20 protein-coding genes and 1 tRNA gene are annotated in these 16,755 nt (G+C 63.8%); 14 read left to right on the top strand and 7 right to left on the bottom strand.

What is annotated here, in order from left to right:
* The first annotated feature begins 24 nt into the window (after positions 1–24).
* The 13 genes from AC3IR3_RS09020 (at position 25) to AC3IR3_RS08960 (ending at position 10,107) form a co-directional block, all read left to right on the top strand.
* Positions 25–1,392 carry an FAD-dependent oxidoreductase gene (locus tag AC3IR3_RS09020; protein ID WP_489196551.1) on the top strand — a complete coding sequence of 456 codons (1,368 nt, stop codon included), beginning with the start codon at positions 25–27 and terminating at the stop codon, positions 1,390–1,392.
* Positions 1,393–1,450: 58 nt separating this feature from the next.
* On the top strand, positions 1,451–2,086 hold the full coding sequence (ccmA, locus tag AC3IR3_RS09015) for a cytochrome c biogenesis heme-transporting ATPase CcmA (protein ID WP_489196550.1): 636 nt from the start codon (positions 1,451–1,453) through the stop codon (positions 2,084–2,086).
* Positions 2,083–2,769: a heme exporter protein CcmB gene (gene ccmB / locus AC3IR3_RS09010; protein ID WP_132141597.1), complete on the top strand. Its 687-nt coding sequence runs from the start codon at positions 2,083–2,085 to the stop codon at positions 2,767–2,769. The genes ccmA and ccmB overlap by 4 nt, the downstream gene beginning before the upstream one ends.
* Positions 2,770–2,832: 63 nt before the next feature.
* A complete protein-coding gene (locus AC3IR3_RS09005) occupies positions 2,833–3,597 on the top strand; it encodes a heme ABC transporter permease (protein WP_489196549.1) in 765 nt (254 codons plus the stop codon).
* Positions 3,594–3,776, top strand: a complete 183-nt coding sequence (gene ccmD / locus AC3IR3_RS09000; protein WP_132141595.1) for a heme exporter protein CcmD — start codon at positions 3,594–3,596, stop codon at positions 3,774–3,776. Before AC3IR3_RS09005 ends, ccmD begins: the two co-directional genes overlap by 4 nt.
* On the top strand, positions 3,773–4,240 hold the full coding sequence (gene ccmE / locus AC3IR3_RS08995; protein ID WP_132141594.1) for a cytochrome c maturation protein CcmE: 468 nt from the start codon (positions 3,773–3,775) through the stop codon (positions 4,238–4,240). Before ccmD ends, ccmE begins: the two co-directional genes overlap by 4 nt.
* A complete protein-coding gene (locus tag AC3IR3_RS08990) occupies positions 4,237–6,219 on the top strand; it encodes a heme lyase CcmF/NrfE family subunit (RefSeq protein WP_489196548.1) in 1,983 nt (660 codons plus the stop codon). The genes ccmE and AC3IR3_RS08990 overlap by 4 nt, the downstream gene beginning before the upstream one ends.
* Entirely contained in the window at positions 6,216–6,758 is a 543-nt protein-coding gene (locus tag AC3IR3_RS08985; protein ID WP_489196547.1) for a DsbE family thiol:disulfide interchange protein, read from the top strand. The genes AC3IR3_RS08990 and AC3IR3_RS08985 overlap by 4 nt, the downstream gene beginning before the upstream one ends.
* Positions 6,758–7,201 carry a cytochrome c-type biogenesis protein gene (locus AC3IR3_RS08980; protein WP_489196546.1) on the top strand — a complete coding sequence of 148 codons (444 nt, stop codon included), beginning with the start codon at positions 6,758–6,760 and terminating at the stop codon, positions 7,199–7,201. Before AC3IR3_RS08985 ends, AC3IR3_RS08980 begins: the two co-directional genes overlap by 1 nt.
* Complete coding sequence (locus tag AC3IR3_RS08975) at positions 7,198–8,229, top strand: tetratricopeptide repeat protein (protein WP_489196545.1); 1,032 nt, start codon at positions 7,198–7,200, stop codon at positions 8,227–8,229. Before AC3IR3_RS08980 ends, AC3IR3_RS08975 begins: the two co-directional genes overlap by 4 nt.
* 8 nt (positions 8,230–8,237) lie before the next feature.
* A complete protein-coding gene (gene metX, locus AC3IR3_RS08970) occupies positions 8,238–9,347 on the top strand; it encodes a homoserine O-acetyltransferase MetX (protein ID WP_489196544.1) in 1,110 nt (369 codons plus the stop codon).
* 71 nt (positions 9,348–9,418) lie between these two features.
* Positions 9,419–9,997: a cysteine dioxygenase family protein gene (locus AC3IR3_RS08965; RefSeq protein ID WP_489196543.1), complete on the top strand. Its 579-nt coding sequence runs from the start codon at positions 9,419–9,421 to the stop codon at positions 9,995–9,997.
* A gap of 23 nt (positions 9,998–10,020) precedes the next feature.
* Positions 10,021–10,107: transfer RNA gene (locus AC3IR3_RS08960), tRNA-Leu, on the top strand.
* Between the two features lie 105 nt (positions 10,108–10,212).
* Here AC3IR3_RS08960 and AC3IR3_RS08955 read toward each other — a convergent pair.
* The 4 genes from AC3IR3_RS08955 to AC3IR3_RS08940 form a co-directional block, all read right to left on the bottom strand.
* Entirely contained in the window at positions 10,213–11,232 is a 1,020-nt protein-coding gene (locus AC3IR3_RS08955) for a hypothetical protein (protein WP_489196542.1), read from the bottom strand.
* A 40-nt stretch (positions 11,233–11,272) separates the two neighbouring features.
* Entirely contained in the window at positions 11,273–11,611 is a 339-nt protein-coding gene (locus AC3IR3_RS08950) for a hypothetical protein (RefSeq protein WP_489196541.1), read from the bottom strand.
* Positions 11,612–11,965: 354 nt separating this feature from the next.
* Entirely contained in the window at positions 11,966–12,271 is a 306-nt protein-coding gene (locus AC3IR3_RS08945) for an addiction module antidote protein (RefSeq protein ID WP_489196540.1), read from the bottom strand.
* A gap of 34 nt (positions 12,272–12,305) precedes the next feature.
* Positions 12,306–12,539: a type II toxin-antitoxin system RelE/ParE family toxin gene (locus AC3IR3_RS08940; protein ID WP_489196539.1), complete on the bottom strand. Its 234-nt coding sequence runs from the start codon at positions 12,537–12,539 to the stop codon at positions 12,306–12,308.
* Positions 12,540–12,707: 168 nt separating this feature from the next.
* Between AC3IR3_RS08940 and AC3IR3_RS08935 the strand changes: the two genes are divergently transcribed.
* Positions 12,708–12,965 carry a ubiquitin family protein gene (locus AC3IR3_RS08935; RefSeq protein ID WP_489196538.1) on the top strand — a complete coding sequence of 86 codons (258 nt, stop codon included), beginning with the start codon at positions 12,708–12,710 and terminating at the stop codon, positions 12,963–12,965.
* Positions 12,966–12,983: 18 nt separating this feature from the next.
* Here the strand turns inward: AC3IR3_RS08935 and sorB are convergent, their stop codons facing one another.
* From sorB to AC3IR3_RS08920, 3 genes are all read right to left on the bottom strand, one after another.
* Positions 12,984–13,358: a SorB family sulfite dehydrogenase c-type cytochrome subunit gene (gene sorB / locus AC3IR3_RS08930; protein ID WP_489196537.1), complete on the bottom strand. Its 375-nt coding sequence runs from the start codon at positions 13,356–13,358 to the stop codon at positions 12,984–12,986.
* A 9-nt stretch (positions 13,359–13,367) separates the two neighbouring features.
* Positions 13,368–14,615, bottom strand: coding sequence for a SorA family sulfite dehydrogenase catalytic subunit (gene sorA / locus AC3IR3_RS08925; RefSeq protein ID WP_489196536.1), 1,248 nt, complete (start codon positions 14,613–14,615; stop codon positions 13,368–13,370).
* A 90-nt stretch (positions 14,616–14,705) separates the two neighbouring features.
* A complete protein-coding gene (locus AC3IR3_RS08920) occupies positions 14,706–16,658 on the bottom strand; it encodes a formylglycine-generating enzyme family protein (protein WP_489196535.1) in 1,953 nt (650 codons plus the stop codon).
* Between the last annotated feature and the right edge of the window lie 97 nt (positions 16,659–16,755).

Here is a 16,755-nt window from a genome sequence, read left to right as displayed (position 1 = left end):
GCCGACTTTCCAGGGTGCCGGTCCATGGCTCGTAAAGACATCGTCGTCGTCGGCGCCGGACTGGTCGGCTCCCTGATCGCTACCCTCCTATCGCAGCGCGGCTTCCGCGTTACGGTTTTCGAGAAGCGCCCCGACCCGCGCCGCGCGGGCTTCCAGGGCGGCCGCTCGATCAACCTGGCACTGGCCGAACGCGGGCTCCACGCCCTGCGCGCCACGGGCCTCGCCGACGATGTCCTGGCCCAGGCCGTGATGATGCGCGGCCGGATGGTGCATGACCGCGATGGCGGCGGCAGCAATCTCCAGCGCTACGGCGTCGACGACAGCGAAGTGATCTGGTCGGTCTCCCGGGGGGGACTGAATACGCTGATGCTCGACGCGGCCGAGGCCGCCGGTGCCACCGTGCATTTCGACCAGGGACTGGCCGATGCCGACTTCGACGCCGGACACATCGTCCTGCGCGATGGCAGCGGGAACGAACGCCGGGTGGATGCCGCGACGGTTATCGGCGCGGATGGTGCCGGTTCGGCGCTGCGCACGGCGATGCATGCGCATACGCCGCTGGGCGAACGCGTCGAAGAGCTGGGACATGGCTACAAGGAGCTGGAAATCCCTCCGGGCGCCGACGCCAGCCAACCTTTCGCGATCGAACCGCACGCCCTGCATATCTGGCCACGTGGCGGTTATATGTGCATCGCGCTGCCCAACCGCGAAGGCAGCTTTACCGTCACGCTCTTCCTGCCTAACGCGGGTGCCTATCCCAGCTTCGCGACGCTTCCGGATATCGCCGCGGCCGAAACACTATTCCGCACCGAGTTTCCCGACGCGCTGGCACTCATGCCGGACTTCGCGGCCGATTACGCGGCGCATCCCGTCGGCATGCTCGCCACGCTCTATCTCGACCGCTGGCACATCGGCGGCAAGGCGCTGCTGATCGGCGATGCCGCCCATGCCATCGTGCCGTTCCACGGTCAGGGCATGAACTGCGGTTTCGAAGATGCCGCCGAACTGGCGGACCTGTTCGCCGCCCAGCCGGACAATCCGGCCGACGTGTACGCCGAATTCCAGCGCCGCCGCAAACCCAATGCGGACGCCATCGCCGCGATGGCGCTCGAAAATTACATCGAGATGCGCGATTCCGTGGCCGACCCGTACTACCTGCGCAAGCGCGCATTGGGCGGGCTGCTGGCCGAGCGGGCGCCGGAGCACTACATGCCGCGCTATCGCATGGTCACGTTCACGCACCTGCCATACCTGTACGCCCTGGAGCGCGGCCGTGCGCAGGACATGCTGGTGGAGCAACTGCTGAAGGGACACGACGATGTGGCCGGCGTGAATCTCGACGACGCCGTGACGACGCTGCGCGCGACCTTGCCGCCGCTGCCGAAGCTCTGATTACCCGCGACGCGCGGTCGCATGGACAATACCCGTGCCGCCACGGACAATGCGCCGGATGCGCGCAGCCGAATCCGCCAACGCCCTTATCGAAGCCCGAGCGCTGACTTATTCGCGTCAGGACGAAGTGGTCTTCGGGCCAATCGACTTTGCGATTCATGCGGGCGATATCGCGCTGATCGAAGGCGATAACGGCAGTGGCAAGACCACGCTGATGCGCATCCTGACCGGCATGCTGCATACCGATGAAGGCGAACTGGTTTTCGAAGGCGCGCCGTATACGCGCGACACGACCGCGGGTGCCATCGTCTTCCTCGGCCATCACCTCGGACTGAAGCTCGATCTCTCGGCGCGCGAGAACCTGCATGTCGCGGAAGGCCTGTACGGCCGTCGCGACGGTGCGGACCCGCTGGGCGTCCTGGCGTCCGTGGGCCTCGCCGGTTATGAGGACGAACCCGTCCGGCGACTCTCGGCCGGTCAGAAAAAACGAGCGGCTCTCGCCCGCCTGCTGCTGGTTCCCGCACGCATCTGGCTGCTGGACGAGCCGTACGCCAACCTCGACCGCGACGGCATCGCGCTGGTCAATCGGCTGCTGGGCGAGCATGCCGTCCGTGGCGGCGCCGCGCTGGTGACCAGCCACGGCGCGGTCAGCTTCGCCGGCGACGAACCCCGCCGTATCCGGTTGCACGCGTGACGCCCGGCAGCACGTCCGCCGCCTGCGCCGCGCTGTTCCGGCGCGATCTCACGCTGGCCTGGCGTCGCCGGGGCGATATCGCCATGCCGGTGCTCTACGCCGTCATCGTGACCACGCTGTTTCCGTTCGCTCTGGGGCCGGAGGCCGCCTTGCTGGCGCGGATCTCCGGCGGCGTGGTGCTGGTGACCGTGCTGCTGGCGATCCTGCTGGCGCTGGACTCGCTGTTCCGCTCCGACATCGACGACGGTTCGCTGGAACAGCTGATGCTCGCGCCCCAGCCCCTGGCCCTGCTGCTTGGCGTGAAAATCCTCGCGCACTGGCTGACCGCGGCGGCTCCGCTCATCGTCGTCGCGCCGGTGCTGGCGAGCATGCTGCGAATGCCGGCCAACGTCATTCCCGCGCTGATTGCCGCACTGGTCCTGGCCACGCCGCTCCTGAGCCTGCTGGGCGCGGTGCTGGTGGCCCTGACGGCCGGAACAAGGCGCTCTGGTATGCTTCTGGCGCTTATGTTGCTGCCCTTGTGCGTGCCGGTGGTCATTTTCGCCGCCGGTGCCGTGGCAGCCGCACAGGAAGGATTGCCGTGGGTGGCGCCGATTGCCTGGCTGGGTGCCGCGCTGGCTCTCGCGCTGGTTCTGGCGCCCATGGCATGCGCGGCCGCCCTGCGCATCGCGATGGACGCATGACGTATTGGCGCCGTACGCACGCCGCGAGTGAATTCGCGAACGCACGAACTTTGACGAGAACACATGGCTAACTGGGTTCCCCTCTGGCTGCACAAGCTAGGCTCGCCACCGATTTTCTACCGCTTCGCGGGCGTCGTGCGCCCGTGGGCGCTTGCACTGGCCATCCTTGCCGCGCTGGCCGCGCTTTACGGCGGGCTGGTCCTTGCACCGGCCGATTACCAGCAGGGCGACGCGTACCGCATCATTTTCATCCACGTGCCCAGTGCATGGATGAGCCTGTTCATCTATGGCGCGATGGCCGTGGCCGCCTTCGTCGGACTGGTCTGGCGGATCAAGATCGCCGAGGTCGTCGCGATGGAGTCGGCGCCGATCGGTGCCGCGTTCACCTTCATCACCCTCGTCACCGGTTCCCTCTGGGGCAAACCGATGTGGGGGACGTGGTGGACCTGGGACGCCCGCCTCACGTCCGAGCTGGTGCTGCTGTTCCTGTACCTGGGCGTCATCGGCCTCTACCACTCGTTCGAGGATCGTCGCCAGGGCGCGCGCGCCGCATCGTTCCTTGCGCTGATCGGCATCGTCAACGTGCCCATCGTGCATTTCTCGGTGAACTGGTGGAACACGCTGCACCAGGGCTCCACCGTGCGCATCCTCGGCCCGTCGCATATCGAGATGAGCATGCTGTGGCCGCTGCTGACCATGATGCTGGCGACCAAGCTTTATTACATCGCGAGCCTGTTCGCGCGCGTGCGCGCCGACCTGATCGCTACCGAAAGCGGCAAGGACTGGGTGCGCGCCATCGCGCTCGCCAGGAACGGCGATCGCCCATGAGCCAGTTCTTCGCTATGGGCGGCTATGCGTTCTACGTGTGGGTGTCCTTCGCCGTCTTCTTCATCGTGCTGCTGGTGGACGCCCTGGCGCCGCTGGTACGCCGTCGCCGTAACCTGCGCGAACTACGCGCGCGCATGGCGCGCTCCGATGCGCGCCGCCGTCCCGGATCCAACGCATGAACCCGACCCGCAAACGCCGCATGACCATCGTGATTTCGGTGGTCGCCGCCGCTGTCGTGGCTGTAAGCCTTACGGTCTTCGCCCTGCAGCAGAACATGAACTACCTGTTTACCCCGAGCCAGGTGCAGGGCGGACAGGCCACCCAGTACCAGACTTTCCGCCTCGGCGGCATGGTCAAGTCCGGGTCGATCCAGCGATCCAGCGACAGCCTTAAAGTCAGTTTCATCGTCATCGACGCGGGCGGCGCCATGCCCGTGGAGTACACCGGCATCCTTCCGGACCTGTTCCGCGACAACCAGTCGGTGATCGCCAGCGGCCGCATGGACGGTGCGCGTTTCATCGCCAGCGAGGTCCTCGCCAAGCACGACGAGACCTATATGCCAAAGGAACTGAAGGACGCGATGGCGAAGGCGCACGAAAACAAGAAGATCGACGAAGCGGCCGCGAAGGACCCCGTCCAGTGATCCCCGAACTCGGCCAGTTCGCCCTCATCCTTGCGCTATTGCTCGCCATCGCGCAGGGCATCCTGCCGATCGTGGGCGCCTGGCGCGGCAACGCGGCGCTGATGGCCGTGGCCCGTCCCGCCGCCGCGGGTCAGGCGGTGTTCGTCACCGCGGCCATGGCCATCCTGATCTGGGCCTTCCTGAGTTTCGACTTCTCGGTCGCCTTTGTGGCCGACAATTCGAACCTTGCCCTGCCCTGGTATTACCGCGTCACAGCGGTATGGGGCGCGCACGAAGGCTCGATGCTGCTCTGGGTATTTATCCTGAACGTGTGGACGGTCGCGCTCGCCGCGCTGAGCCGCCACTTGCCGCAGCCGTTCGTCGCGCGCGTGCTCGGTGTGCTCGGCCTGCTCGGCGTCGGCTTCCTCGCCTTCATCGTGTTCACGTCGAATCCGTTCATGCGCGAACTGCCGATGCCCGCCGACGGCGGCGATCTGAATCCGGTACTGCAAGACCCGGGCATGACCTTCCATCCGCCCGTGCTGTACATGGGTTACGTCGGTTTCTCGGTCGCTTTTGCGTTCTCCATCGCCGCACTGCTCGGCGGCGAACTGGAACAGGCCTGGGTGCGCTGGGCCCGCCCGTGGACCAACGTGGCGTGGGCGTTCCTCACGGGCGGCATCGTCGCGGGTAGCTGGTGGGCTTACGCCGAACTCGGCTGGGGCGGCTGGTGGTTCTGGGACCCGGTCGAAAACGCGTCCTTCATGCCGTGGCTGGTCGGCGTCGCGCTGATCCATGCGCAGGCGATCACGGAGAAGCGTGGCTCGCTGCCCGCGTGGACGATCCTGCTTTCGCTGTTCGCGTTCTCGCTCTCGCTGCTCGGCACCTTCCTCGTGCGTTCGGGGGTGCTGACTTCCGTGCATGCCTTCGCGTCCGATCCGCGTCGCGGCCTGTACATCCTCGGTTTTCTGATCGTGGTGATCGGCGGTTCGCTGCTGCTCTACGCCATCCGTGCACCGAAGGTCGCCGGCGGCAAAGCGTTCGCGGTGGTCTCGCGCGAGACGGCGATCATGATCGCCAACCTGCTGTTCGCCACATCGGCCGCCATGGTGCTGCTCGGTACGCTGTTCCCGCTGATCGGCGACGCGCTGAATATCGGCAAGGTCTCCGTCGGGCCGCCCTACTTCGGCTTTCTTTTTGTGCTGCTGATGGCACCGGTGGTGCTGTTGCTACCGTTCGGACCGTATCTGCGCTGGGGTCGCGCCGACGGCACGTCGCTGGCCACCGTCGCGGCGCGTGCCGGTATTGCCGCCGTGATCTGCGCCGTGGCTGGCTGGTACTTCGCCGACGGCAAGCTGCGCGCGGTCGCCGGCGTCGCCGGAGCCGCGTGGGTGGCCGTGGGCACGTTGTCCTACGTCGCGAAACGCTGGCGCGAGATGCCGCGCGGCCGTCGCTTCCCGGCCGAAATGGCGGGCATGCTGTTCGCGCATTTCGGCGTGGCCGTGTTTCTGATGGGTGTGATGCTGTCCGAATCGCTGAGCGTCGAGCGCGATACGCGCCTCGCCCCGGGCCAGACCGAAACCATCGGCGGCTACGCGTTCCGCTTCGACGGCGTGCAGGAAACGACCGGACCGAACTGGCGCGGCGACCAGGGCATCGTCACCGTGATGCAGAACGGCGAAACGGTCCACGTGATGCATCCGCAGAAACGCATCTACACGCGTGGCCAGGTCCAGACCGAATCGTCCATCGACGCGGGACTTTTCCGCGACCTCTACGTGGCACTCGGCGAACCGATGGATGCCGCGAACGTCGAAGGCGCGTGGGCGCTGCGTGTCTATTACAAACCCTTTATCCGCTGGATCTGGCTGGGCGGTCTGCTCATGACGCTGGGCGGTTTCGTCACCGCGGGCGAACGTCGCTTCCGCGCGAAGCGCGTCGCCGCCGGCGAAACGCCGACCGAACCCGCGCCCGCCGTGGGGAAGGCTACCGTCGCATGAGCCGCTTGCTTCCGCTCCTGGCGTTTCTCCTGCTGGCCAGTCTGTTCGGCTTCGGTATCTGGTGGAACACGCAACACGACCAGCACGAGATCGTTTCGCCGCTGATCAACCAACCCGCACCGGACTTCCAGTTGCCTGTCCTCGGCGACGACGCGCGCAAGGTCGGCAAGGCCTCGCTGCTCGGCAAGCCCTACCTGCTGAATATCTTCGGCAGCTGGTGCATCGAATGCGTGCACGAGCATCCCGTGCTGATGACCGATGCGAAGACCCTGGGCATCGCGCTCGTCGGCTATAACTACAAGGACGAGCCGGACGCGGCCAATGCGTGGATCGCCGAACACGGGAATCCGTTCGACGTGATCGTGGCCGATCGCGACGGCAGGCAGGCGCTGGACTTTGGCGTCTATGGTGCTCCCGAGACCTTCCTGATCGATGCGAAAGGCTTCATTCGCTACAAGCACGTGGGTCCGCTCACGCCCGACGTGATGACGACGGAGCTGAAGCCCGCCGTCGATGCGCTGGCGAAGGAGTCGCCCTGATGCGCCGCCTGCTCGCCCTGCTGGTTTTCGCGTTGGCCATCGGCGCCTGCTTCGCGCAGGCCATCCAGCCACTGCCGTTCCGCGATCGCGCCGAGGAAGTCCGCTTCCAGAAGCTCAGCGCGGAACTGCGCTGCCCGATGTGTCAGAACGAAACGCTGGCTGATTCGAACGCGCCCATCGCGCACGATCTGCGCCGGCAGATTTTCGATCTGATGCAAGCCGGCAAGAGCGACGAGGAGATCAAGGCGTATCTGGTCCAGCGCTACTCCGACTTCGTGCTTTACCAACCGCCGGTGAAACCCGGCACATGGCTGCTGTGGTTCGGTCCGGGCATCGTCCTGCTCGCCGGTGCCGTCGTGGTCGCCCTGCAGGTGCGCCGCCGTAGCCGCAACGCGACGAACAACAACGTCGCGACGACCGCCGATAACGAGGACGACTGGTGAAGTTTGCTTTTTATGCCGCCGCGGCGGTCATGCTGATCATCGCACTCGCGCTGCTCCTCGTTCCGCTTATTCGTCAGGGTCGCCAGGGCGGTCGCTCTCGCGGCGTATTCGCGATCATGCTCTCCATCGCCTTCGTCGTGCCGCTTGGCGCGATCGGCATGTACGCGCTTGTCGGTACGCCCGCGACGCTGGGCGGTGTCGAGAAGCCCGCGCAGATCAGTATTCCCCAGGCTATCGCCGAGCTGCGCCAGCGTCTGGCCGAACAACCCGGCGACGTGCAGGGCTGGCTGCTGCTGGGCCAGACCTACGGCATGCTGAAGCAGTCATCGGATGCGCGCGATGCCTACGATGGCGCACTGAAGGCCGATGCGAACAACACGGTCGCCATGGTCGGCTGGGCCGAAGCCGATTCGCTGGTCCGCCCCGATCATCGTATCGACGGCCGCTCGCGCGAATTGCTCGAACGCGCCGTCGCCGCCGATTCGCAAAGCCAGCGCGCGCTCTGGCTGCTTGGCATCAGCGATTTCCAGATGGGTCGTTACACCGAAGCATCGGCCATCTGGAAGAAGCTGCAACCCATGCTCGATCCGGACTCGAGCGTGGCTCAGGCGGTTGCCGAGCAGATCGCACAGGCCGATGCCCGTGCCGGTGGCGCGACGGCACCGGCCGCCAGCACGTCTTCGCGCGCGCAGTTGCACGTCGAGGTCGCGCTTGCTCCCACCCTGAAAGCGAAGCTCGCGCCAGGCGACACGCTCTACGTTTTCGCCCGCGCGGAAAACGGACCGCCGATGCCGCTGGCCGTGGCGAAGCTCCCAGCAGCATCCCTGCCCGCTTCCGTCACGTTGACCGACGGTATGGGTATGACGCCGCAGTTCACGCTATCGTCCGCGCCGCGCGTTTTCGTCGCGGCACGGATCAGCCGTAGCGGACAAGCCATCGCACAAGCCGGCGATCTGGAAGGCGACGCGGGCGTGATCGACACGGCACGCACCGAACCGGTCAAGATCGTCATCGACCGCACACACTAAGGACGACCATGGGCGACGCGCGACGTTATCACCCCCTGTCTTCGCCTTTCCCGATGAAGCGCGGCGGAGAACTGCGCGGCGCGCAGGTGGCATACGAAACCTGGGGCGAACTCGATGCCGATCGCGCCAATGCCATCCTGATCCTTACCGGCCTGTCGCCTAGCGCGCATGCCGCTTCGAACGCCGAAGATCCCTCGCACGGTTGGTGGGAGGACATGATCGGTCCCGGCAGAGCGTTCGATACCGATCGGTTCCACGTCATCTGTATCAACTCGCTGGGCAGCGACAAGGGCTCCACCTGCCCCGCGTCGAACGATCCCGCGACCGGCGAACCGTACCGCCTGAGCTTTCCCGAACTCGCGCTGGAAGACGTTGCCAACGCGGCATATGAAACGATCGCGGGCATGGGCATCGAACGCCTTGCGTGTCTCGTCGGTTGCTCGATGGGCGGGATGAGCGCACTGGCTTACATGCTGCTGCACCCGACGAGTGTGCGCACGCATATCAGTGTCGATACGGCGCCGCAGGCGCAACCCTTCGCCATCGCCATCCGCTCGCTGCAACGCGAGGCCATCCGGCTCGATCCGCACTGGAACAACGGACAGTACGACGACGCGAACTATCCGGAACACGGGATGAGCATCGCGCGCAAACTCGGCGTGATTACCTACCGTTCCGCAATGGAGTGGAACGGACGGTTCGCACGCATCCGCCTCGAACCGGACCAGCGCGAAGAAAACGAACCGTTCGGCTTCGAGTTCCAGGTGGAGTCGTACCTGGAAGGTCACGCACGCCGTTTCAACCGCACCTTCGACCCCAACAGCTATCTGTACCTGTCCCGGGCCAGCGACTGGTTCGACATCGGCGAATACGGCGACGGGGACGTCCTGAAAGGTCTGGGTCGCATCCATGTCGAACAGGCGCTGGTCATCGGCGTCAGCACGGACATCCTGTTCCCCCTGGAGCAGCAGGAAACGATCGCCACCGGCCTGCGGGCTTCCGGCGCCCACGTGGACTTCGTCGCACTGGACTCACCACAGGGCCACGACGCCTTCCTGGTCGATATCGAGAATTACAGCCGCGCCATCGGCGGGTTTCTGGCCACCCTGAACCCATGAGGGCGGCCCACGCCGCCTGCTGATATGATGGCCGGTGTAGCGTCACCGCTCCGTCCCACGAGGTCCTCCCCATGATCACTCTCGATTTTCCGGGCAGCAATAAACTGATCGAAGCCATCGACGCATCGGTCGCCAAGGACAGTACTCCCGCCATCACCGACACCCTGCGCAACGCGCTGTGCCGCCTGATTCGCGAGAACGAAGTACAGCTTCCGGCCTGCGTCTTCGAATCCGCCGGCGACCACTACGCCCGCCGCGAGCTTTACCGCAGCGACGAGCACGGCTATAGCGTCGTGGCGATGACCTGGGGCCCCGGCCAGGGCACCCTGATTCACGACCATAGCGGCATGTGGTGCGTGGAAGGCGTCTGGAACGGCGCGCTCGAGATCGTCCAGTACGAGCTTCTGGACCACGACGACCAGCGCTACCACTTCCGCCCCGTCGGCTCGATCCAGGCCGGCCCCGGCTCGGCTGGCAGCCTGATTCCGCCGCACGAGTACCACACCATCCGCAATCCCAGCGACAACGCCATCGCGGTCAGCCTGCACATCTATTCGGGCCGCATGACGCAGTGCGCGGTGTTCAACCCGGAAGGCGACGACTGGTATCTGCGCGACGAACGTCAGCTGGGACTCGACCGCGTCCACTGATTGCCTCATAATCTGCAATCCGTGCCGAAATGGCGGAACTGGTAGACGCGACGGACTCAAAATCCGTTTCTGGCGACAGAGTGTCGGTTCGATTCCGACTTTCGGCACCAAAAGATTCAGGCCCGCTTTGCGGGCCTTTTTCTTTTCCGCTAGCTCTGCCTCACGGCGCGTTCTTGCGGTGATGGGTAGTGCGCTCGTCCTTGAGCGCCGGTTCCTCAGTTCAGAAGCAGGTTGAGGGCCGCACTGATGTCCGCGGACCCACTGCAGAATGCCTTGTCGGCCTGAGACCTTGCACACTGCGCGTTCCGGATGTTCAGGCCCTCCTGTGTGTAAGTCGCCCGAAGGTCGGGGAGGTCCCTGACCCCCTTGCAAGGGGGCGTCCCGCCGCCCCACATGAATGGCGCCAGCCAAACAACCGAAGGATCGGTATTCATCGCATTCACGAACGCGGTGTGATCGTTTTTTGTAACGTCGGGGCAGTTCTCTTGAGCACCAGGAACGATAATGTACTTTTTACCGGGTACCGCCGCCTTGAAAGAGGCAAATGCACTCTTCCACTGATCGTTGTTGTATGGGTAGTAATCGAAACCAACCCAGTCGAGCAACTTCGCGCCCTGTGAAAAGTTGTCGGCGTTGCGGCTCAATATCGACGCAATAGGCAGTGATGCAGTTCGTGGGTCCTGTCGGACCGCGTTCACGGCGTTGACGAAGCTCGGATTGGCGTGGCCATTGGTATCGGAAAGGCAAACATTCTCAATAGAATTGGGCTCGTCCACTATGTAGACGGCAACCACCGTGCTGCGCACCGGGTCCCCGGGAATGAGATAGCCCTGATCCACCATCGCCTGGGAAAGCGATGCCCATGAGGCGGCAGCTGTGGGGTCATTCTTCCAGCATGTGATCCTTCCTGTACTGTTGTCTCTCACAGCCTGGAAGACGAACGGGTGTGCCGGAACGATTGCGTGCACGTGCGCGGCCTTCGCCTCCGCCAGACGCGTGAGAACCCTATTCTGATTTTCGGCCCTGGCGTCCGGCGTGGTAAAGCCAGACCAGTTCTGGAGCGAATAGAGGTTGATGTGATCCTTCATCTCGGCGAATCCGGCCCCCACGTCCGTATTGGGCGCGGGGGGATAGTCGCCACCGAAGTATCCGAAGTATTTATCAGGAACAGATTGGGCACTTGCCGCGAAAGGCAGCAACATGAATGCGAGTAGCGAGATGCGCTTCTTCAGCACAAGACGATCTCCTTTTTATCAAGGCTTGTAGCGGAGGAGATCAAGGTCCGTCGACGCCGAAGTCGACGATCGTGCAAACACCGTTAATGACGTCGTAATTGACGATCATTTTGTCGCCAGTAGCCTTGGACGAGAGGATCATTGCCGTAAGAAGCTTGTGCTGATCCAGGGTCTCGTTATCTGGAAGGACAAGCTGACCGCTCGGGCAAGACGAGCCTGTGAACCAAAACACGACCTTCCCGCCGCCATAGGTCTGGATGCGCCAATTGGTTGCTGGTCCGGCCGGCAACGTTGTTGCGTTGACGGCACCGACAGTTAGAAAAGCGACAGCGGCGGCACAAACGATCAGCGCCTTGCGACGCATGGACTTCGTCTTCATTGGATTCCCCTTTCAGTCTTGCGCGGTGGACGATCCACGGCGGTCGTGATTTGGTCTGCGAGATCCTTGCTGGCTATCAATGCCGAAGGAGCGGACATAATCGCTACGATCTTCGCGAACACGGCTAAAACCGTATGTAGGTCCCGACCGACTTACCATGTAAGACTATCCCTACAAAAAGTGCAGCTTTTGAACTTGGGCTGCGAGCAGCGACTGCTATGCGCCGTCCGGCTTCGTCTCCTTGCTCCCTAAAACCACTGCAGTCCAATGCCGTTAAAATCCGACTTTCAACCCAAAAGAAAACGCCCCGCTGACCAGACGGGGCGTAGGGATTCGGAGACGAACGGAACGTTGTCAGACGTGAGCGTGACGTTCGTCGGACGCCTCGACTGAAATACGAAGACCTACGGCACCGAACACCTTGCTGATCGTTTCGAACTTCGGTTGAGCGCCCGGACGAAGCGCCTTGTAGAGGCTCTCCCGGCCGAGACCGGCATCCTTGGCAACTTGTGCCATGCCATGAGCTTTTGCGATGTAACCGATGGCGCGAAGCATTTCGTCCGTATCGCCATCCTCGAGCACCTGTCGAATGTATTCGATGGTCGCCTCTTTGCTGTCGAGGATATCGGACATATCAAATGGGATGAGCTTGGTATTCATAAATCTCTCCGGGAGTTCTCCCTGGACTGCAACGTCAACGATCTTTAGCCATTCCTTTGGCCTTCTTGATGTCACTTTGCTGTGTATTCTTATCGCCGCCGCACAAAAGAATCACCAATGCTTTCCCGCGCACGACGTAGTAAACGCGGTATCCCGCATCAACGCCTACGCGCATCTCCGAAACTCCTTCGCCAACGGGTTCCGAGTCGCCAAAGTTGCCATGTGAGGCACGTTCAATTCGGCGACCAATGGCGATGCGCGCCTTCATATCCTTCACGCCCTTATGCCAAGCGGCGAACGTCCTTGTTTGTTTGACGGCGAACTCCAGTCGCGGCGAGCTTGAACATGGGTGGAGTCGCGCCTACAACGCATGTCCTATTGAGCGTGCCGCCTGGCGGGAAGATGCTCGTCCCTGCGTATCGCGGGAGACAAGGGCATGAATCGCGATGATTCGGGGATATTTGGCGAGGCGGCCAAGGTCGCGGTCGACGGCGACACCGTCAGCGACGTGCTGGAAGCCATGTTCGAGGTCTATCCGGACCTGCGCCACGAGCTGTTTCACGCCGGCATGTTGCGCGAGAACGTTTCGATCTGCCTTAACGGCCAGGACACCTGCGAGCTTGCCGATGGTCTGAATACCCATGTCCATGCCGGCGACAACGTATCGACGCGGGAACGTCCAACGCGACAGTGATACCCGGCACGAGGCCGGTCAGGGTGAACGCTTCGTGGTCGATACATCCTGTGCGGGCTGCCCGGATGACGTGCCGCCATCCGTTCCTGTTTCCGATCCATAAGCAGCGGAAAGATAGGCACCGACCAGCTTGACGTCGTCGTCGCCGATCGGCGCGCCGTAGACTCGCTGCATCTTCGCCACCTCGGCAGTCCATTGCGCCGGGCTCATGCCGGGTGGCTGGTAAGCGATGTAGTCGAGCGAATGACAAATGCCGCACGTACGCGTGGCAATCGCGTAGCCGGGCAACGTCGATGCACGTAGCTTTGCCGTTTCGGCAGGAAGTTTGACCTCCATCGCCGCAGCCATGCCGGCAAACGAAAAGCAAAGTACGACTGTTGCAATGTTTCGCATACGCGATCCTCAAACGACGACGACGGACGTGGATTCGATCGCGTGACGCCGGTATCCGCCCGGGTTCCAGTCGGCGACGGCAGGCTGCACTTCGCCCTGCCGGTTGCTTGCGCGCACCATCAGCACTTTCGGTCCCTTGCTCGCGAAGCTGATCGGCAATCGCCATTCGCGAAAGGAATAGCGCCCCAGATCCTTTCCGAGTACGGCATCGCGCCAGCGCTTCCCACCGTCGATGGATATCTCCACTTTCTTGATACCCGCACCGCTGTCGAAAGCGATGCCCTTGAGTTCCACCGTGTGTCCCGCAGGTACGGTGGAACCGGACACCAGACTGGTAATGAAGCTGCGTACCGGCAATGTCGAGATCGGCCGGGTGCTGGCTGCGGCGGTTCCGGGCGCGACGCACAGGCAATCGTTGTCCGGCATGCGATATCCCTTCGTCATGTAAAACGCATCGTGACCGTCGAATGCGCGGTCGAGCACTTCGATCTCCGACAGGTGCTTGATCCAGTACGTACCGAAATAACCGGGAACGACGAGCTTCAGCGGATAGCCGTTGAGAAACGGTATGTCCTCGCCATTCATGCTCCAGGCCAGCAGCACTTCCGGACTGAGGGCATGTTCGATATCCAGTGCTTTGCGGAAGTCCGGCGTGCCGGGCAAGACCGGCGTATCGAGACCATTGAACGCGACCTGCACGGCGCCGGCGGCGACTCCCGCTTTTTCCAGCACGGTTTTCAACGGCACGCCGACCCAGCGGGCATTTCCCATGGCGCCGTTGGCGAGCTGCGCGCCGAATACGCGCGGTGAAGAGAAACCGCGGCTATTGCCCGAGCACTGATTGACGGCGACTAGTGACACCGGCTCGGCAAGCGCCTTCAGGTCCGCCAGCGACAACGCCAATGGCTTGCTGACAGCCCCCTTTACCGCGAGCCGGTAGGTGACCGGATCGATGGACCGCGGAATATTGGCGAGATGGTATCGAACGAAGAAAGCGTCGTTCGGTGTGATGGGGCCTTCGTTGAAGATGGCAAATGGCGTTTCGAGATGGGGCGGACGGGCTGTCACGCCGATCAGGGGACGCTTTTGCGGATACTTCACCAACTGACGGGGACCGTCCGCGAAACGGATGGGTTCTTCCACGCCCGATGCCCGTATCGCCGAATGGACCAACGGGGAGCCGACCAAGGCGGCGATACCCGCTTTTTTCAGGAATGCGCGCCGGGCGACGCGTAATTCGAGTTCTTTCTCAGCCACACGCGACTCCATGCCGGGCTTGCAATACGGCAGGCAATAATCGCCGGTTTGCCGGATGAAAAACGCACTTTTCCATTGCGCTTGGTACCATCAAAGCTCGCGAACCACCCTGAACCCGACGCGTGCGCTGCGTGTCTGCGCATCCGCGCCTTGCCTGTAGGCGGAACGCACCATGTCCGGCGCGCTGCCCCAGGACCCACCACGCACGACACGACGTCCACACCCCGGATTGACCCAGGCATCGGCGGTGCGCGGCGCGCGGACGTAGTTGTCGTGCCAGCAGTCGGCGACCCATTCCGATACGTTGCCGCCCATGTCGTACAGACCGAACGGATTGGCGGAGAAGCTCATCACCGGCGCCGGCCCCCAGAAACCGTCGCGATAGCCGGAGAAAGCATTGCTCCAGCGCCGGCCCGATGGCGAACGGTCGCCCGAGCCAGTGAGGTTTTCGACCCGCACCGCGGGAGTACCGTCGCCCCACCAGTAACGGGATGTGCTGCCGGCGCGCAGCGTGTATTCGAACTCGGCTTCGCTGACCAGGCGATAACGCTTGCCCGTGCGCCGGGACAGCCAGTCGGCATACGCGGCCGCGTCGTTCCACGACACGTTCACCACGGGCAGCTTGTCCTGTCCCGGGCGACCCGCGTAATCGTCCTGCCAGGTGGCCGCCGAATCGTCGCGCAAACCGCCGCTCTGTTCGTCGTAGATGCTACCGCCCTGCAACGATTGCGACTGCGGTACGTAACCGCTGGCACGGACGAAGTCTCGGAACTGTCCGATGGTGATCGCGCTGCGTGCCAGTGCGAATCCTTTGGCAACCTCGACATCGTGCAGCGGCGATTCGTTCGCGTCGTGCCCACGCTCGCCATCGGGCGAACCCATCAGGAACGTGCCGGTCGGCACCACGACCATGGCCGGTGCCTGCCCCGTGCTGTCGACGAAACGATCGGAGAAAACCTGCCCGGGCTTGTAGCTGGCATAGAGCTTCGCGTTGGTCATCCGCTCGTTGAATTCGTCGATGCCACCGAGATCCGGACTGACCTGCTGCGCTTTGCCGGCCAGTTGCTGCGCCAGTTCGATATTGCCGGCGTCGAGCGCGGAACGCGCCTGCGTAAGCATCGCCGCACCGCTTTGCCGGCGCATGCCTTCGATGCGGCCGCGCGTGTCCTGCAAGGCCTGCGAGTCCGGCTGGATGGCTGCCGCTTCGGCCAGTGCCGTATCGGCTGCCGTGAAATCGTTCTGCGCCACGGCCGCGAGCGCGCGATCGAGCACCGCACGCTGCACCTGGATCACGCCCTGCACCGCCACGGCGTTTTCCGGATCGAGGGTGAGGACCTGCCGGTAGACGTCCAGCGCGCTTTCACCCTGCGGCGCGTCCGCCTTGCCCTGTTGCAACAGCGTGGCCGCCTTACCCAGCAAGGGGCGCACGCGTTCGAGGATCGCCAGCTTCTGCTGCAGGGGAGCCATGTCCGTCGCACTGGATGGCAGCGGCTTCAGGGTCGCCAGCGAATCGCGTGCCGCGTCGGCGTCGCCCAGGGCGATGTCCTGCTCGATTTCGGCGACAAGACGGGCGCGGACCTCGTCCAGGCCCGCCGTGGCCCGCTGGCTGTCGCCATTGTCCTTGAGAGCCGCCACATAAAGCGACGCCGCGCTGTCCTTGCCGCCGACGAGACGATCGGCCGCCAGCGCCTTGTCCGCGCGATCCAGCAAGGCCGTCAGTTCGGGCGAATCGGGGGTCTTCTGGTCCGAAAGCGGCGTTTCGGGCGTTTTGTCCTTGCGGCGCGCGGCAATCACCGATGCCGGAGCCAGCATCAGCGGCGGCCCAGCATCCACTTCCGAGACCATCTGCGCACCGCTCTGGGGGCGCTGGTCGAAGCCCATCGTGGTGGTGGCGCCCCGCAGGGGCGCTCCCGTAACCTGCTGGTGCGGCTGGACATGCATCAGGCCGGGAAAGAAGTGATAGAACAGCGCAAACGCAAGCACAGCAACGCCTAGCGTACCGCCGATGGTGCGCTGTCGACGGACGGTCTCGGTACTGGGCATGGTGGGCTGTTCCGTGCGGGCCTGCTATCGTGCGACGCCCACCTTAGGCAATCGCGCAGCACAGGGCAACACATACGAGCCCGCCGCATCGCGATGC

This window comes from Luteibacter sp. GL_149 (assembly GCF_057834065.1).
The sequence above is the reverse complement of the archived record's forward strand: the minus strand, read 5'-3'. Positions and strand labels throughout refer to the sequence as shown.

Excerpts from the sequence above, each read along its gene's own strand:
- AC3IR3_RS09020 (WP_489196551.1), top strand. The coding sequence starts at position 25 with ATGGCTCGTAAAGACATCGTCGTCGTCGGCGCCGGACTGGTCGGCTCC.
- ccmA (WP_489196550.1), top strand. The coding sequence starts at position 1,451 with ATGCGCGCAGCCGAATCCGCCAACGCCCTTATCGAAGCCCGAGCGCTG.
- AC3IR3_RS09005 (WP_489196549.1), top strand. The coding sequence starts at position 2,833 with ATGGCTAACTGGGTTCCCCTCTGGCTGCACAAGCTAGGCTCGCCACCG.
- ccmD (WP_132141595.1), top strand. The coding sequence starts at position 3,594 with ATGAGCCAGTTCTTCGCTATGGGCGGCTATGCGTTCTACGTGTGGGTG.
- ccmE (WP_132141594.1), top strand. The coding sequence starts at position 3,773 with ATGAACCCGACCCGCAAACGCCGCATGACCATCGTGATTTCGGTGGTC.
- AC3IR3_RS08985 (WP_489196547.1), top strand. The coding sequence starts at position 6,216 with ATGAGCCGCTTGCTTCCGCTCCTGGCGTTTCTCCTGCTGGCCAGTCTG.
- AC3IR3_RS08980 (WP_489196546.1), top strand. The coding sequence starts at position 6,758 with ATGCGCCGCCTGCTCGCCCTGCTGGTTTTCGCGTTGGCCATCGGCGCC.
- metX (WP_489196544.1), top strand. The coding sequence starts at position 8,238 with ATGGGCGACGCGCGACGTTATCACCCCCTGTCTTCGCCTTTCCCGATG.
- AC3IR3_RS08965 (WP_489196543.1), top strand. The coding sequence starts at position 9,419 with ATGATCACTCTCGATTTTCCGGGCAGCAATAAACTGATCGAAGCCATC.
- AC3IR3_RS08950 (WP_489196541.1), bottom strand. The coding sequence starts at position 11,611 with ATGAAGACGAAGTCCATGCGTCGCAAGGCGCTGATCGTTTGTGCCGCC.
- AC3IR3_RS08945 (WP_489196540.1), bottom strand. The coding sequence starts at position 12,271 with ATGAATACCAAGCTCATCCCATTTGATATGTCCGATATCCTCGACAGC.
- AC3IR3_RS08940 (WP_489196539.1), bottom strand. The coding sequence starts at position 12,539 with ATGAAGGCGCGCATCGCCATTGGTCGCCGAATTGAACGTGCCTCACAT.
- AC3IR3_RS08935 (WP_489196538.1), top strand. The coding sequence starts at position 12,708 with ATGAATCGCGATGATTCGGGGATATTTGGCGAGGCGGCCAAGGTCGCG.
- sorB (WP_489196537.1), bottom strand. The coding sequence starts at position 13,358 with ATGCGAAACATTGCAACAGTCGTACTTTGCTTTTCGTTTGCCGGCATG.
- AC3IR3_RS08920 (WP_489196535.1), bottom strand. The coding sequence starts at position 16,658 with ATGCCCAGTACCGAGACCGTCCGTCGACAGCGCACCATCGGCGGTACG.